The organism is Streptomyces sp. NPDC007808 (genome assembly GCF_042868655.1).
Taxonomy (GTDB): domain Bacteria; phylum Actinomycetota; class Actinomycetes; order Streptomycetales; family Streptomycetaceae; genus Streptomyces.
Genome location: NZ_JBIAEQ010000009.1, coordinates 42159 through 57442, shown reverse-complemented (window position 1 = coordinate 57442; position 15284 = coordinate 42159). Strand labels below are relative to the sequence as shown.

Genomic DNA, 15284 nt, shown 5'->3' with positions numbered 1-15284 from the left:
GTCGGTCACCGCTCACACCCCGGTCGTCGGGGCGACCCAGTTCTGCGGCGCGACCGGCGGCACCTGCTCACGCTCCATCACACCGCGCCGGCGGATCTTGTTGAGCACGTAGACGTTGCCCAGGTGCATCACGCCGAGCACCAGCAGCACCACACCGAGCTTGGTCGACAGGGCCTCGAAGATGCCGCGGGTGTCGACGATGGTCTCGTCGTCGCTGAGGTACAGGGCGACGAAGCCGAGGTTGACGAGGTAGAAGCCGACCACCAGGAGGTGGTTCACGGCGTCGGCGAGCTTCTCGTTCCCACGCAGTACGTCGGCGAGGAAGATCCGTCCGTTGCGGCTGAGTGTGCGCGCGACCCAGATGGTCAGGGCGATGCTGACCACCAGGTAGATGACGTAGGCGACGACCGTGCGGTCCATTGCCCCCACCCTTCTTGAACACGTTCAAAATGCTGACGAGGAAGACTCTAGACCCGTCTTTGAACGTGTTCAACTCAGTGGAGTGAGGGCTGTGTCACGTCTGCGTCGGTCGCCCGCGCGGGGCTCTGTTCACGGTCTGCGCCCGAGCTCCGGTCGCTTGCTGTAGTCCGTGAACCCGATGACGTTCCCCCAGGGGTCGGCGATCTCAACGGTCCAGCCGGTGGCTCCGGAGAAGGGCGCGTCGAGCGGCGTGATGCCGGTGTCCGCCAGCACCTTCGCCGCCGCCCGCGCGTCCGGCACCTCCAGCCAGACCCGAGGGGAGGGCCATGGCGGCGGCTGGTGCCCCAGCGCCTCCTCGTGCCGCAGCAGGATGCCCGGCGTCTCGCCCCCGACCTTCAGCAGCGCGATCCCGGCCTCGTCCAGCCGGAACCCGACCGCGAACCCGGCGCACTCGTAGAACCGGACGGCCTCACCCAGGTCGCCGACCGGCAGCAGTACGTTGTCGAACCCGAGCAGTTCGTAGGACTCGTCATCTGACATGGCGTCAGAATAAGGGGATGATCGGCCGGAGGCCGTGATTGCCGGTGGTGGCTCGTGACGCCGTCGGGGTGAGCGTTGCGTTGCGGCGGGGAACCCGGCCGCGGCTCACCTCCGCGGGGCGCTGGAGGCGCAGGCGGGTGCCCGGGGACAGGAAGGCGGCCGGGGATGATGCGCGAGGCCGGTACGCGGGAAGAGAGCGAGGCGCCCGGGGAACGACCCCCTTCCGGCCCGCCCTTCACTTCTTGGGCCGGCCCGCCTTCAGGATCTCCGCCACGTCCAGGGTGACCTTGGCGCCGATGGAGTCCGGGAGAGTGACGATCTCGCCGGGGGCGTGCGGGCGGTGGTTCTCGTAGCGGTCCCCAGCCGGGTCGGTGAGGACGTGGAGACGCTGATGCTTGCGGTCGACGACGACGTAGACGGGAACCGCGGCCCGGGCATACGCGGCGACCTTGGTCTTGAGGTCGTCCTTCCAGTTCCCGGAGGTGACCTCCAGGACCAGGCGGAAGCAGGCCGGGTCGTACGCGTTGTTCTCGACGAAGTGGTCGTCGATGTCGGCGTCCACCACCACGAGGTCGGGGATGGCGTAGTCCTCGTCGCCGGTGGGGAGCCAGAGACCGACGTTCTGGAGAACTTCGGTTTCGTCGTCGTCGAGCCCCGCAGCGATGAAGGGGCGCATGAGCTTCGTCAGGGCGCGCGCGTGCGGGGCATCCGGGGATGGGGTCACGAGGAGGTGGCCTCCGATGATCTCGACGCGGTAGCCCGGATGGCGCTCCATGATCTCGTCGGCGATGGCCGTCAGGGAGAACGGCTCGTCGGCGTCGAAGGGCTGCTCGACGGATGCAGCGGACATCGCGTGCCTCCTAGGGGCTGGTGTCGAGAGCATCATCGTAGGGCGGGCACCTCCGGCACGTCCGGAACGATCGCGCTCACTCGAACGTGTCAACGCATGCCAGAGGGCCCCGCTCCCGGAACCGACCCGGGGAGCGGGGCCCTCACGACCCGGTACGCACAGCCGTACCGGACACGGCCTCAGAAGCGGCGCGTGATCAGCGCCTTCTTCACCTCGGCGATCGCCTTCGTGACCTCGATACCGCGCGGGCAGGCGTCCGTGCAGTTGAAGGTCGTCCGGCAGCGCCAGACGCCGTCCTTGTCGTTGAGGATCTCCAGGCGCTGCTCGCCGGCCTCGTCGCGCGAGTCGAAGATGAAGCGGTGCGCGTTGACGATGGCCGCCGGACCGAAGTACTGGCCGTCGTTCCAGAAGACCGGGCAGGAGGACGTGCAGGCGGCGCAGAGGATGCACTTCGTCGTGTCGTCGAAGCGCTCACGGTCCTCGGCCGTCTGCAGCCGCTCGCGCGTGGGCTCGTTGGTGTCCTTCGTGATGAGGAAGGGCATGACGTCCCGGTACGCCTGGAAGAACGGCTCCATGTCCACGACCAGGTCCTTCAGGACCGTCAGGCCCTTGATGGGCTCGACCGTGATCGGCTTCTCGGGGTTGATGTCCTTGATGAGGGTCTTGCAGGCGAGACGGTTCTTGCCGTTGATCCTCATCGCGTCCGAGCCGCAGATGCCGTGGGCGCAGGAGCGGCGGAAGGTCAGCGTGCCGTCCAGGTCCCACTTGATCTTGTGGAGGCCGTCGAGGACGCGCTCCTTGGGGTCGATCTCCAGCTGGAAGTCTTCCCACGTGGCCTCGGCCGAGACCTCCGGGTTGAAGCGGCGGACCCGGAACGTGACCGTGATGTACGGGGAGGCCGCGGACTGAGCCTCGGCCTTGTCCATAACGGGGGTAGCCATCAGTACTTACGCTCCATCGGCTGGTAGCGGGTCTGGACGACCGGCTTGTAGTCGAGACGGACGGTCTCGGAGCCGTCGTCACCCACCTCGCGGTACGCCATGGTGTGGCGCATGAAGTTGACGTCGTCGCGGTTGGGGTAGTCCTCGCGGTAGTGACCGCCGCGGGACTCCTTGCGGGCCAGCGCGGAGACCGCCATGACCTCGGCCAGGTCGAGCAGGTTGCCGAGCTCGATGGCCTCCAGCAGGTCCGTGTTGAACCGCTTGCCCTTGTCCTGGATCGAGACGTTCTTGTAGCGCTCGCGGAGTTCCGCGATCTTCTCCACGGCCGTCTTGATCGTCTGCTCCGTACGGAACACCATGACGTTGGCGTCCATGGTCTCCTGGAGCTCCTTGCGCAGGGTCGCCACCCGCTCGGTGCCGGTGGAGGTGCGCAGCCGCTCCACCTGCTCGATCACGAGCTGCGCCGGGTCCTCCGGCAGCTCGACGAAGTCGGCCCGCTGGCTGTACTCCGCCGCCGCGATGCCCGCCCGCCGACCGAAGACGTTGATGTCCAGCAGCGAGTTGGTGCCCAGGCGGTTGGCGCCGTGCACGGACACACACGCGACCTCGCCGGCCGCGTACAGGCCCGGGACCACGGTGGTGTTGTCCGCCAGGACCTCACCCTCGACGTTGGTCGGGATGCCGCCCATCGCGTAGTGGGCCGTGGGCTGGATCGGGATCGGGTCCGTGTAGGGCTCGATGCCCAGGTACGTCCGCGCGAACTCCGTGATGTCGGGCAGCTTGGCGTCCAGCTGCTCCGGCGGGAGGTGGGTGAGGTCCAGGTAGACGTGGTCGCCCTCGGGGCCGCAGCCGCGGCCTTCGCGGATCTCCGTGTAGATGGAGCGCGAGACGACGTCACGGGACGCGAGGTCCTTCATGACCGGCGCGTACTTCTCCATGAAGCGCTCGCCGTCCTTGTTGCGCAGGATGCCGCCCTCACCGCGGGCGCCCTCCGTCAGCAGGATGCCCATGCGCCAGATGCCGGTCGGGTGGAACTGGAAGAACTCCATGTCCTCCAGTGGCAGACCCCGGCGGTAGACCGCCGCCTGGCCGTCACCGGTCAGCGTGTGCGCGTTCGACGTCACCTTGAAGAACTTGCCGCAGCCGCCGGATGCGTAGATCACGGCCTTCGCCTGGAAGACGTGGATCTCACCGGTCGCCAGTTCGTAGGCGACGACACCGGCCGACTTCTTGACGCCGTCGACCTCGGTGATCAGCTGGTCCAGGACGTAGAACTCGTTGAAGAACTCCACGCCCTCCTTGACGCAGTTCTGGTACAGCGTCTGGAGGATCATGTGGCCGGTGCGGTCCGCGGCGTAGCAGGACCGGCGGACCGGGGCCTCGCCGTGGTTGCGGCTGTGACCGCCGAAGCGGCGCTGGTCGATCGTGCCGTCGGGCGTGCGGTTGAACGGCAGGCCCATCTTCTCCAGGTCGAGGACGGAGTCGATGGCCTCCTTCGCCAGGATCTCGGCGGCGTCCTGGTCGACCAGGTAGTCACCGCCCTTGACCGTGTCGAAGGTGTGCCACTCCCAGTTGTCCTCCTCCACGTTGGCCAGCGCGGCGGCCATGCCGCCCTGCGCGGCGCCCGTGTGGGAGCGGGTGGGGTAGAGCTTGGTCAGCACGGCGGTGCGGCTGCGCTTCGTCGACTCGATGGCCGCGCGCATGCCCGCGCCACCGGCGCCGACGATGACGGTGTCGTACTTGTGGATCTTCATGGTGGTTGCCTCAGCCCCGTGCCTAGCGGATGTTCGGGTCGAAGGTGAAGATCACCAGCGTGCCCAGCAGGATGGTGAACACCGTGGCGGTGTAGAGCAGACCCTTCAGCCACAGGCGGGTGTTCGCGCGCTCCGCGTAGTCGTTGATGACCGTGCGCAGGCCGTTGGCGCCGTGCAGCATCGCGAGCCACAGCATGAGCAGGTCCCAGACCTGCCAGAACGGCGACGCCCAGCGGCCGGCCACGAAGGCGAAACCGATCTTGGAGACGCCGCCGTCCAGCACGAGCTGGATCAGCAGGTGGCCGATGACCAGGACGACGAGCACGATGCCGGACAGGCGCATGAACAGCCAGGCGGCCATCTCGAAGTTGCCGCGGGTGGACCGCGGGGTCTTCTTGGTGCGCTTGCGCGGGGCCTCGATGAACGGGGCGGGGTTGTCGACGTTGTAGACCGAGCCGCCCTCGACGGGGCCGATCCCGGACGCGGTCTTGTCAGTGATGGACATGCGCGTCAGCTCCCGAACAGTTCACGAGCGGCGTGGCCGAGCACGGGGTAGATCGCCCCGATCATCAGCACGACCCACAGACCGACGACGGACCAGAGCATGTGCTTCTGGTAGCGCGGGCCCTTGGACCAGAAGTCGACGGCGATGACGCGCAGGCCGTTGAGCGCGTGGAAGAGGATGGCGGCGACGAGGCCGTACTCCAGCAGCGCGACGATCGGGGTCTTGTACGTGGCTACGACCTTGTCGTAGTCCTCGGGGGAGACACGGACGAGGGCGGTGTCCAGCACGTGAACGAACAGGAAGAAGAAAATGAGGACGCCGGTGACTCGGTGAGCCACCCAGGACCACATTCCTTCCCGGCCGCGGTACAGCGTTCCAGCCGGCACGGAAGTTCCTCCGGGAGCGGGGATTGGGGCCGCGCCGGCTTGTGCTGTCGGTCGGGCCCGGCCGGGTACGGTCCACCGGCCCCCAGCATCGTAGCCATGCGCTGCCGCTGGGCTGAGCGGGGGGCAGGTGGTGTGATCAAACTGGCACGCGGATGGGTGATTGGTGGCTCATGGGGTGGTATGCGCGGTTATTTGCCGGGTGCGGCGCCGTTGGGGCTGGTCGCGCAGTCCCCCGCGCCCCTGAGTGCGCGCACCAACCGCCCCTTCGCGAGGCGCCGGAGTTCCTCTGCCGTCAGGACCCGCTCGTCGTCCGGATCGTTCGCCAATCGAGACCGGATGGCGTGCAGAACGTGGTCCAGGGCCTCCGCCGGTGGCAGGTCGTCCAGGCAGATGACGAACGCGTGCCCGAACTTGGCCTCGTATGCGGCGTTCGCCGCGTTGAGTGCCGTATGGGCCGCTCCGTAGACCCCTTCCGGCAGCACCGGCAACGTTTCTCCTGCCAGCGCCTCCGTCAGATCGGCCGGCGACAGGTCGTACGCCGCCTCGTCCGACGCCGCCAGCAGGGAGTCCACATCGGGATACGGGCGGTGGACGGCGATGCGGTCGGCCCAGCGGGTGCTGCGGAGGCAGGTGAGGAGGGTGCGCCGGACCTCGTCGGCGGGCGACGTGTTGAAGGACTCCAGCCCGCTGGGGGGCGGTGGAGTGCGGGTCTGCTCGGGGAGCGACCGTATGGCCACTCGGCCAGGAAGGTGTGTGGGCGTCACGTGGGTTTCGGCAGAAGATTTTGGGAGAGGAGTGGCGCCACGTTATCGAGTGTGGACGTGAGGTGTCCGACGGATGCCCGAATTTCAGTCGAACGGGAGAGTTTCGGAACGTGTGGTGGACGCCCGGCCGAGCTCACACGGCTAGGTTGGCGCCGTGAGCCAGCACAAGCACAGGCGCCGGCAACCGGCGAAGAGGGCGCTCAAGCAGACATGGGTGCTGATCGTCGCGGTGGTCGTCGTGACGGTCGCCGCCGGGGTGAGCCTCGGACTCCTGGCGACCGGCGACGACAGCGGGCCCGCGGCCTCGGAGCAAGGGCGATCCACGCCGGGCGCGGCCGGTGACGTCTCGCCGTCGGCTCCGAAGCGGCCCGGCGCCCCCACGCCGACGCCCAGCCGGTCGTACCCGCTGTCGAAGGCTCCGCAGACCATCCCCGCCGTCGGCGCCCACACGGCCGAGCGCGGGCCCGGCTGGCGTCCCGCGCGCGGGCAGCGCGTCGTGGTGGGCGACGCCGGTCTCGCCGACGAGGGGCGGCTCGTCGCCGGTGAGCTGGGGCTGACGTACGCCGGTGAGAAGGACGACGTGCGTGCCGGGGACGTCAGGCTGACGCTGGGCGGTGACCGGGGCGCGAACCCGCAGTCGTACACCATGACCGTGCGCGGCGGGCGCGTGACCGTCAGCGGGCCGGGGCAGGCGGGGGTCTTCTACGGGACCCGGACCCTGAAGCAGGCGGTGCAGGGCGGGGGGACGGCGCCGGAGGGTGTCGTGCGCGACGAGCCGGCCAAGCCGGTGCGCGGGTTCATGCTCGACATCGCCCGCAAGCACTTCACCGCGGACTGGATCGAGGACCGGGTGCGGGAGCTCGGCGACCTGAAGTACAACCAGCTCGGGCTGCACTTCTCCGACGACCAGGGCTTCCGCGTCGAGTCCGACTCCCACCCCGAGGTCGTCTCGCGGCAGCACCTCACCAAGGCCCAGGTCAAGAAGATCGTCGAGCTGGCGGCCGCCCGGCACATCACCGTCGTGCCCGAGATCGACTCGCCCGGACACCTCGGGGCGGTGATCGCCGCGCACCCCGACCTCCAGCTGCGGAACGTGTCGGGGGTCGCCACGCGCGGGGCCATCGACATCTCCGACCCGAAGTCCGCGCGGATCGTCGACGACCTGCTCGACGAGTACGCCGCTCTGTTCCCCGGCGACCAGTGGCACCTCGGCGGCGACGAGTACCAGGCGCTGACCGTGTCCGACCCGCAGGCGAGCTACCCGCAGCTCGCGGCGGCCGCGCGCGAGGAGTTCGGATCCGGCGGGACCGTCGCCGACCTGACCACCAAGTGGCTCAACGACCGCGCCGCCACCGTCCGCGCCCACGACCGCACGCCGAGGGCGTGGAACGACGGGTTCTTCCGGAACACCTCCGTCCAGCCGGACAAGGACATCCAGGTGGCGTACTGGACCGGCAAGGAGATCGGCGCGCGGCTGCCGGTGGAGTACCTGCGTGCCGGGCGCAAACTGATCAACTACAACGACGAGTTCCTCTACTACGTGCTCGGGGAGCCGCAGACCTTCGTCTATCCGACGGGCCGGCGGATCTACGAGCAGTGGACGCCGCGGGTCGTACGCGGGACCACGGCCGTGCCGGACACCTACGACGACCAGATCCTCGGCGGGTCCTTCGCGGTCTGGTGCGACCTCGCGAACGCGCAGACACAGGCCCAGGTCGCGGCCGGGATCAGGATGCCGCTGCGGGCGACGGCACAGAAGCTGTGGGACGAGGGGCGGCCCGAGCTGTCCTGGGAGCGGTTCAGGGAGCTCGCGGACCGGCTCGGCTGAACTCCGGATTGGCCCATACGGCTGCGAACCCCCGTACGACTGTGGTGTATTCGGCCCGAGGCGAACCGAACAGCCGGGGGGATCCGGAATGGGCTACTGGGGCTATTTCGTCGTGGGCCGTGACGAGCGGTCGCTGGCGGAGCTGGACGCGCTGTCGGATGCCGGGGGCATGACCCTGCGCGGCCGGGCCCCGGGCGGCTGGCAGGTGTGGGAGTACCCGAGCGGTGACGGCGGGATCGGGAACATGAACGACCTGGCCCGCGAGACCGGGGCGCCCGCGCTCTTCGGGTACGTCATGGACAGCGCCTCGGTGGTGGTGGAGGCGGCGGCGCCGGAGAGCGGGGCGTGGACGACCTGTCTGGGGCGGGCCGCCATGGCCGCCCACCTCGGCGCCGGGAACGGCGACGGCGCGGGCGAGGAGGGCGCGGGGCTCACCCTGGAGGACTACTTCCTCGAACCGGACGACGCCGCCGCGCGGGCCGTCGCCTGGGCCGCCGAGGCGGGGCACGAGGTGAACGCCGACTCGCTGGTCGACGTACTCACCGCTGAAGCGGATCCTTTGGCCGAAAACCTCTTCTTCCGGCTGCTCGACCGGCTCGGTGTGGTGCCGCTGTGACAATCCGGGGCCGTTGCACGCAGTAAGGGGAAGTGCGGGCTCCGTTAAGGAACGGGCCCGTTCGGGTCTTGTGCGGGGACCCGGACCCTCGAAGACGACCCGCTTAGGGAGGCGTGGATGAGCCTGGTGGAACTGATCGCTCAGGCCGACGAACGCGGATTGGCCGCCAGCGGGTTGGCTTGTTTGGATCGGTGCGTGCCCCTGCTGGGCGGGGACGACGAGGTGCTCAGACCCCTGTGGGCGAACCTCGCGGCGGTCGGCGACCCGGCCGAGTGGGGCGAGCTGCTGGACCAGGTGCGCGCGAAGCTGGGCGTCGCCGAGGTCGTGGACGACGAGGACGTCGAGGACGAGGCCGCGCTGCTCGCCCGGCGGATGCTGGCCGCCGCCCCCGTCGTACGGTCCGCCGCGGAGGCGCGGATCTGGGCCGACGCCTGCTCGGTCGCCGCCCTGCAGATACACCGGCTCCTGGACCCCGCGGAGGGCGATGCGTCCCCCGGAGGCGCTCAGGCGCTCGACTCGGTGCGCGCGGGCGGGGCTCCCGTCGGCGGCCGCACGGAGGGCATGTCACCGCTCGTCGCCGCCGAACTGCGCCGGCAGATCAGCGTCCTGGAACTGCTCGCCGGGCATGGCGCGGGCGGGCTGCGCCGGGCCCTGGAGGTGTCGACGGAGGGGCGCCGGGTGCTGCGGGCGGTGGTGTCCCGCCGGGCCCGGGGCCGGGGCTGAGGCGCCGTCGCCTCCGGCGTGGTCAGCTCACCAGCCACTTGACCACCGCGTCGCCGTAGTGCGCCGACTGCGCGTAGAAGGCGGTCAGGTCGCGGTGTGTCGCGGCGAACAGGCCGCGGACCTCGGGCTCCGCGTCGGACAGGTGGTACGGCCGCAGCAGCTTCGTGCGCGCGCGCTGCCACAGGTCGTCGAAGTCGGACGCGTTCAGGTACGCGGCGACCCCGGTCACCTGGGCCGCGGTGAGCAGCAGGAACGGCGGCTGGGACGCGTCCGTGTGGGACAGCGGGTGACCGCCCAGGACCACCTGGGTCCGGGGGCCCTCCGGTGCGTGGTGCGGGGGGATGCCGCAGTAGAGGAGCTCGACATCGCCGTACTGCTTGTCGAGCACCTCTTCGCGGTGCCGGCCGATGCGGTCCCGCACGGTGTTCCAGTCGTCCTCGAACAGGCGCTGGAACCAGGTCGCGCTGTTGCGCAGGGCCGAGGGCGGCACGGCGCGGAGATGGAAGTACATGCTCATCAGTGACAGGAGCGCACGGCGGCGGCGAAGCGTCACTCCCGGGTAAACCCGGCCGCTGGGGGAGTCCTGTGACTGTCCTGGGGGCGAGGTGCGGCGGTCCTGCGCCGGTCCTGGGCAGCCCGGGAATCCGCGTGACGAAAAGCGCTCGGGCCGCGCTGCCAAGAATGTGACGACTCAAGCGGAGACCAGGCCCTCAGCTGCGACGAAGCCGGTGCGGTGGGCGGCGGACGCCGTGTCGGTGATGCGTGAGGGGGCGCGGCTGAGGCTCGACTACTCGGCGCAGAGCCTGTGGCGGGTCGACCGGATGATCGACCAACTGCGCGGCGAGGGAACGCCGTACGCCGCCGTCGAGGCCACGCTGCGCGGACTCGGCGCGTACGCCGGTGAGGTGATCGCCCGTCAGACGGGCGCCGAGTGGTGGGCGTCCGGCGGCGACCACTGGATCCGTACGCCCGACGGGCGGCTGTGGGATCCGATCGACGAGGCCCGCCGGTGCTTCGCGGGTGACGGCTCGCTGCGACTGCTGTGCCGGGACGCCACGCAGGGCGGGTCCGTGCGGTAGGGCGGGCCCACCGAATCCGGCCGGGGTCCCGTGAATGGGCGGGACCCCGGCCGGTTCGGCTTTCACCCGGCGGTCACGGCGTCAGCGCCTGGCCGAGGTGGGCGTCCGTCGGGGTGCCCAGCGCGGTCTTGCTGTAGATGACGGCCTGGCTGTAGCCGAGGCCCGTGCTGTTGCTGGGGAGGTACAGGACGATGCCGTCCGTGCCGTCCTCGCCCTCCGCGCCGATTGTCAGGTCGGCGCGCCCGTAGCCGGACAGGTCGGTCAGGGAGACCGCGGAGCCGAACAGGTCGCCGCCCTCCGCGGTGCCGGGGACGCCGGACGTCTCCTGCGAGATGCGGATCGAGCCGGTGCCGATGAAGCCGGAAGGAGTGCCTGTGAACAGCAGCACGTCACCCGCGTTGGCCTGGTTCACGCCACCCCGCGGGAAGTCCTCGCCGGGAACGCCGGTGAGGGCGTCGGCGAAGCCGTCGGCGTTGTAGTCGCCGACCGAGACGGAGGCGCCGAAGTTGTCACCGGACTCGTCGCCGCCCGCGACGTTCGTCGTGTCCTGGTGGACCGTCGTCATGCCGGTGGTGGTGAAACCGGTGGACGTGCCGGGGACCATGGTGATCTGGCCGCCGGACCTGCCGCCCGACTCGGAGGCCACCGGCTGGCCGATGACGATGTCGTCGTAGCCGTTGCCGTTCACGTCGCCCGCGGCGAGCGAACGGCCGCCCTTGACGGAGATCACGCCGGCCTTGGTGAGACCGGTCGCCGAGCCGGCGAAGCGGACGATCCGGCCGATGCCGCCGGTGTCGCGGTAGTTCAGGGCGACGTCCGCGTAGCCGTCCCGGTTGAAGTCGCCGGTCGCGGCGTCCAGATGGCCGACGGAGCCGGTGGCCGTGGTGAGCGTGCCGGCCGCGGTGGCGCCGCCGGTGAGCCGCGCGTTCCAGTTGCCGCCCTTGCCGGTGCCGGCCGCGAACACGTCCGCCTTGCCGTCACCGTTGAAGTCGCCGACGGTGACCGTCGAACCGAGCTTGGCGCCGGTCGCCGTGACACCGCCCGACGTGGTGTACGAGAACCCGGAGCCGAGCGCCGGGCCGTAGAGCACCGTGACCGAGCCGCGGTCGGCGTGGCCGCTGGTGTCGTCCTCGCCGGGCGCACCGATGGCGAGGTCGGCGTAGCCGTCGCCGTTGACGTCGCCCCATGCGGTGGCGGCGCCGAAGTTGTCGCCGGACTCGTGGGAGCCGGGCACACCGGCGCTGTTCTGGGTGAGCGTCACCTTGGCCGCGGTGACCGGGCCGTCGATGCCGCCCGGGACGACGGTGAGGGTGCCGCCGTTGCTCAGCGCGCGGGGCGTGCCGGCGACCAGGTCGCTGATGCCGTCACGGTCGAAGTCCGAGGTGGCGAGGGCGTGCGAGATGCCCGGGGCCTTGGCGACCTGGGCGATCCGGCTGAGTTTGTAGTAGAGGTTGGTGCCGGGGCAGGCCGTGGAGTTGGTGTCCCGGTGGCCGAGGACCCGGGGAAGGGTGACGGACGTGCCTTGCGGGATCTTGTTGCCGCTGTAGCCCTGCGGGACCCCGGACGTCAGTGTGACCTTGCCGGTCGGGTCGATGCCGTACATCCCGAACTTCCAGGCCACGACCCGGGAGATCGCGTCCATGCCGGCACGGCTCGGCGCGGCAGTCTCGAAGTTGCCGATGTAGGAGATCCCGACCGTGTCGGTGTTGAACCCGGCGTCGTGCGCGCCGATCACCGGCAGTTCCATACCGCCGCTGCGGCCCTCGAAGATCTGGCCGCACTTGTCGACGACGAAGTTGTAGCCGATGTCGAAGTAGCCCTGGCTGATGTGCGCCTGCTGGATGGAACGCAGCCGTGCCCGGGACTCGGCGCAGGACAGGGTGTTGTCGCTGTCGACGCCCGTGTGGTGGATGACGGCGGCCTTGATCTCGGTGCCGTACTCCGGAGTGCCGTCGTACTCGGTCGACGCGCCCCACTCGGTCTGGGTGATGACCGGCGGCTCGACGACCGTCGACGGCCGGGGCGCGGGGACGGTGGAGGTCGGGGTCGGTGAGGCGGTCGGGGACGCCGAGTCGGTGGGCGTGCCGGATCCGGTCGGTGTCGGCTCCCCCGGGGTCGTGGGGGTGTCGGTCGGCGTCGGCTCTCCGGGCGTCGTGGCCGGGTCGGTCGGCACCGGGGGCTCGGTCGTGGGCGCCGCGGTCGTGGGCTCGGTGGTCTCCTCCGCCGCGAACGCGGCCGGCTTCAACTCGTCCTGCGGGTCGGTGCCCGGGTCGAGCAGCTTGACGTCCATGCCGGCCGGCTGGCCGCCGACCTCGGTGCCGTCCGCGTCGACGATCCGCACCTCGATGCCGTCGGAGTCACCGGTCCACACCGACTCCGTGCCACCGCGCAGGGCGGCCCGCTCGCCCTCGGCGCCGTCGGCCTGGCTGGGCTCGACGGTCACCCGCTGCCAGCCGGACCACTTGCCGGTCCTGAGGTCCCGGGTGCGCACCTCGGGGGTTCCCCGGGCTCCGGCCCGGGGGTCGTTCCAGGTCAGCACCACCGCGCTGAAACGGCTGGTCTCCTGCTTCGCCAGGCCCTTGCGGCCGGAGCCCCGGTCCTTCAGCTTCAGCGTGTGCACGGACGGCTTGCGGCCGCCCGCCTCGGCCTGCGCCGGCGCGGACTGATCCGCGAGGGCGTACGTGGCGACGCCGGCGCCGCTGAGAACGACGGCTCCCAGCGTCAGCCAGACGCGTCTCTTGAGGCTGAGCGGTTTGTACGCACGGGTCCTGCGAGGACTCAACTGTCCCACCCCTAGGAAATGGTCACGAGAGCATCACCTGTCACACAGGTGGCATCAGACCCAGCGCACGGAGATCACAAACCGTCACTCGCGCATACGTTCGTGGTGAGTCGGTGAGCAGGTGAGCCGACGAGGAACCCGGGGCACGACGAGCACGCGGCCGCGAGGGGGTGGGTCGGGAAGGGGTGGGTCGGGAGGGGCGGGACCACGAGAAAACGGGGCCACGTCCGTGTCGGACATGGCCCCGCCTCTCGTCGGGCGTCAGCCCGCCCAGACCTCGGCCTCGTCGGCCGGGACGGTGGTGGCCAGGCCCAACTCCTTGCGGGCGGCGACCGTCTTGTTCGGGTCGATGCCGGTGAAGGCCGGGTCGTAGGCGATGTAGAACGTGTCGGCGTCGGCGGCGTTAGCCGCCTTCTTCCACTGCGCGGCGGCCTTCTTCAGCTGCTCGCGCAGCTTGCCGACCTCCGCGCCCTCGATGCCGTCCAGGCCGCCGAGGTGCTTCTCCAGAGCGGCGGCGACGGCCTTGGCCTGCGCCTTGTAACCGGGCAGGTCGTCCTCGACGGTCTCCTTCTCGGGCTGGTTCGCCCACAGCGCGTCGTAGACGGCGTTCGAGCCGTTCAGGTACGTCTTCTGCTCCGGCTTGAGGGACTTGCCGGCCAGCGAGCCGGTGAACTTGCCCGACTCCTTGGTGTACGTGCAGCTCACGGCACGGTCACCGGTCTGCCAGCTCTGCGCGGTCGGCGTGTAGTAGAAGAGGGAGACTTCCTTGGGCAGCGCCCAGGTGTCCGGGGCGTACTTGTTCGCCTCGACCGGGCAGCGCTTGTCGGCGATCGCCGAAACCTCGGTCTCGCCGGGGTACTTCGTCACTTCGGTGATCTGGAAGTCGGCCACGACCTGGCCCGTGTGGGCCTCGTCGCAGGGCACGATCTCGACGAGTATCTCCTCGCCCTCGCCCTTGGTGTTCGGGTTGTAGCAGTCCCCGACGTGCAGCGTGAACACCGACCGCTGACGGGCCACCTTCTTGGCGCCGTCCTTGGCGCTGTCGACGGCATCCGAGACATCCGAGCAGCCCGCCGCGCCGATCGCGAGCAGTGCGACGGCGGCGGAAACACCGCGAAGGGAACGATAAGGGGCACGGATTGCCATGACGTGTACATCCTCTTATGGGAACTTTATGCGAAACGCACGCATCGTATGCCATTGCTGTGACGGGCCGTCACACGGCGCCCATGACGTCTCGGCGTCTCTGACTGCCGATGCGCCGCAATGGTTGTAGCCGGGGCCGGGCGGGGCGTGCCCTGTGACACTTCTGTGAGTCCGAGCGCTGTTGACCGTGGAGGAGCGTGGTCAAGGGTGGCCGTACCCGGAGGTGCGGATTCGCCGCGAACCGGTACGGACGAGGACAGTTCTTGGGTCGAGGAGGGGAACCCCGTCGGGTGTATGCCTACGACGGGGAATTGGGCGCGGCCGTCGCGCGGGCCCAGGAAGGCGACGAGGCCGCCTTCGCGGTCGCGTACCGCTTGGTGCAGCCGGGACTGCTCGGGTATCTGCGCGGCCTGGTCGGCAACGACGCGGAGGACGTGGCGTCCGACGCCTGGCTGGAGATCGCCCGGGACCTCGGTCGGTTCAAGGGCGACGGAGCCGGGTTCCGGGGTTGGAGCGCGACCATCGCCCGGCACCGGGCGCTGGACCATCTGCGCCGGCAGAAGGTGCGGCCGCGCTCGTCCGCGCTGGAACAGGACGTGCTGGACCTGCCGGGTCCGCACAGCACGTACGACCAGGCCCTGGAGTCGCTGTCCACGGAGTCCGCCCTGGAGCTGATCCGCGGCCTGCCGCGGGACCAGGCGGAGGCCGTGCTGCTGAGGGTCGTCGTCGGTCTCGACGCGCCCGCCGCGGCACGCGTCCTCGGCAAGCGCCCGGGCGCGGTGCGGACTGCCGCCCACCGGGGTCTGAAGCGCCTGGCCAAACAGCTGGGCGTCGAAGGTGTGACGGAAGACGGCCCCCGGACGCTGGGGGAATCGAAATGAACAGTGTGGATGACGGCGGCGGCCGGAGCGGCGCAGCGGCGCTTCGCTGAAGCGAGCGGAGTGAACGCT

The 15284-nt window shown here is 70.1% G+C and carries 16 protein-coding genes; 5 read left to right on the top strand and 11 right to left on the bottom strand.

What is annotated here, in order from left to right; genetic code table 11:
- Window positions 1–12 precede the first annotated feature (12 nt).
- The 8 genes from ACFYNL_RS31285 to ACFYNL_RS31250 all read right to left on the bottom strand — a co-directional run bounded on the left by ACFYNL_RS31285 (window position 13) and on the right by ACFYNL_RS31250 (window position 6160).
- Window positions 13–420 (bottom strand): hypothetical protein, encoded by a 408-nt coding sequence (locus tag ACFYNL_RS31285; protein ID WP_388809241.1) that lies wholly within the window; start codon window positions 418–420, stop codon window positions 13–15.
- A 129-nt stretch (window positions 421–549) separates the two neighbouring features.
- Window positions 550–960, bottom strand: a complete 411-nt coding sequence (locus ACFYNL_RS31280; RefSeq protein WP_388809240.1) for a VOC family protein — start codon at window positions 958–960, stop codon at window positions 550–552.
- 235 nt (window positions 961–1195) lie between these two features.
- Window positions 1196–1810 (bottom strand): Uma2 family endonuclease, encoded by a 615-nt coding sequence (locus tag ACFYNL_RS31275; RefSeq protein ID WP_388809238.1) that lies wholly within the window; start codon window positions 1808–1810, stop codon window positions 1196–1198.
- A gap of 179 nt (window positions 1811–1989) precedes the next feature.
- Window positions 1990–2751: a succinate dehydrogenase iron-sulfur subunit gene (locus tag ACFYNL_RS31270; protein ID WP_388809236.1), complete on the bottom strand. Its 762-nt coding sequence runs from the start codon at window positions 2749–2751 to the stop codon at window positions 1990–1992.
- Window positions 2751–4505, bottom strand: a complete 1755-nt coding sequence (gene sdhA, locus ACFYNL_RS31265; RefSeq protein ID WP_388809233.1) for a succinate dehydrogenase flavoprotein subunit — start codon at window positions 4503–4505, stop codon at window positions 2751–2753. Before sdhA ends, ACFYNL_RS31270 begins: the two co-directional genes overlap by 1 nt.
- Window positions 4506–4527: 22 nt before the next feature.
- Window positions 4528–5010, bottom strand: a complete 483-nt coding sequence (locus ACFYNL_RS31260) for a succinate dehydrogenase hydrophobic membrane anchor subunit (protein WP_388809231.1) — start codon at window positions 5008–5010, stop codon at window positions 4528–4530.
- Window positions 5011–5015: 5 nt separating this feature from the next.
- Window positions 5016–5396: a succinate dehydrogenase, cytochrome b556 subunit gene (gene sdhC, locus ACFYNL_RS31255; protein WP_388809228.1), complete on the bottom strand. Its 381-nt coding sequence runs from the start codon at window positions 5394–5396 to the stop codon at window positions 5016–5018.
- A gap of 188 nt (window positions 5397–5584) precedes the next feature.
- Complete coding sequence (locus tag ACFYNL_RS31250) at window positions 5585–6160, bottom strand: 2-oxo-4-hydroxy-4-carboxy-5-ureidoimidazoline decarboxylase (protein ID WP_388809226.1); 576 nt, start codon at window positions 6158–6160, stop codon at window positions 5585–5587.
- Between the two features lie 214 nt (window positions 6161–6374).
- Between ACFYNL_RS31250 and ACFYNL_RS31245 the strand changes: the two genes are divergently transcribed.
- The 3 genes from ACFYNL_RS31245 to ACFYNL_RS31235 all read left to right on the top strand — a co-directional run bounded on the left by ACFYNL_RS31245 (window position 6375) and on the right by ACFYNL_RS31235 (window position 9327).
- Entirely contained in the window at window positions 6375–7988 is a 1614-nt protein-coding gene (locus ACFYNL_RS31245; protein ID WP_388810087.1) for a glycoside hydrolase family 20 protein, read from the top strand.
- An 88-nt stretch (window positions 7989–8076) separates the two neighbouring features.
- Window positions 8077–8604 carry a hypothetical protein gene (locus ACFYNL_RS31240; RefSeq protein ID WP_388809224.1) on the top strand — a complete coding sequence of 176 codons (528 nt, stop codon included), beginning with the start codon at window positions 8077–8079 and terminating at the stop codon, window positions 8602–8604.
- A gap of 117 nt (window positions 8605–8721) precedes the next feature.
- Complete coding sequence (locus tag ACFYNL_RS31235; protein WP_388809222.1) at window positions 8722–9327, top strand: hypothetical protein; 606 nt, start codon at window positions 8722–8724, stop codon at window positions 9325–9327.
- 22 nt (window positions 9328–9349) lie between these two features.
- Here the strand turns inward: ACFYNL_RS31235 and ACFYNL_RS31230 are convergent, their stop codons facing one another.
- On the bottom strand, window positions 9350–9844 hold the full coding sequence (locus ACFYNL_RS31230) for a DUF1877 family protein (RefSeq protein WP_388809219.1): 495 nt from the start codon (window positions 9842–9844) through the stop codon (window positions 9350–9352).
- A gap of 166 nt (window positions 9845–10010) precedes the next feature.
- Here ACFYNL_RS31230 and ACFYNL_RS31225 point away from each other — a divergent pair, with 166 nt between their 5' ends.
- Complete coding sequence (locus ACFYNL_RS31225) at window positions 10011–10406, top strand: hypothetical protein (protein WP_388809216.1); 396 nt, start codon at window positions 10011–10013, stop codon at window positions 10404–10406.
- A gap of 73 nt (window positions 10407–10479) precedes the next feature.
- Here the strand turns inward: ACFYNL_RS31225 and ACFYNL_RS31220 are convergent, their stop codons facing one another.
- Window positions 10480–13188, bottom strand: a complete 2709-nt coding sequence (locus ACFYNL_RS31220; protein WP_388809213.1) for an FG-GAP-like repeat-containing protein — start codon at window positions 13186–13188, stop codon at window positions 10480–10482.
- Between the two features lie 261 nt (window positions 13189–13449).
- Window positions 13450–14334 (bottom strand): septum formation family protein, encoded by an 885-nt coding sequence (locus tag ACFYNL_RS31215; RefSeq protein WP_388809211.1) that lies wholly within the window; start codon window positions 14332–14334, stop codon window positions 13450–13452.
- Between the two features lie 263 nt (window positions 14335–14597).
- On the opposite strand from ACFYNL_RS31215, the gene ACFYNL_RS31210 reads away from it, so the two are divergent.
- Window positions 14598–15215, top strand: coding sequence for an RNA polymerase sigma factor (locus tag ACFYNL_RS31210; RefSeq protein WP_388809209.1), 618 nt, complete (start codon window positions 14598–14600; stop codon window positions 15213–15215).
- The last annotated feature ends 69 nt before the right edge of the window (window positions 15216–15284 follow it).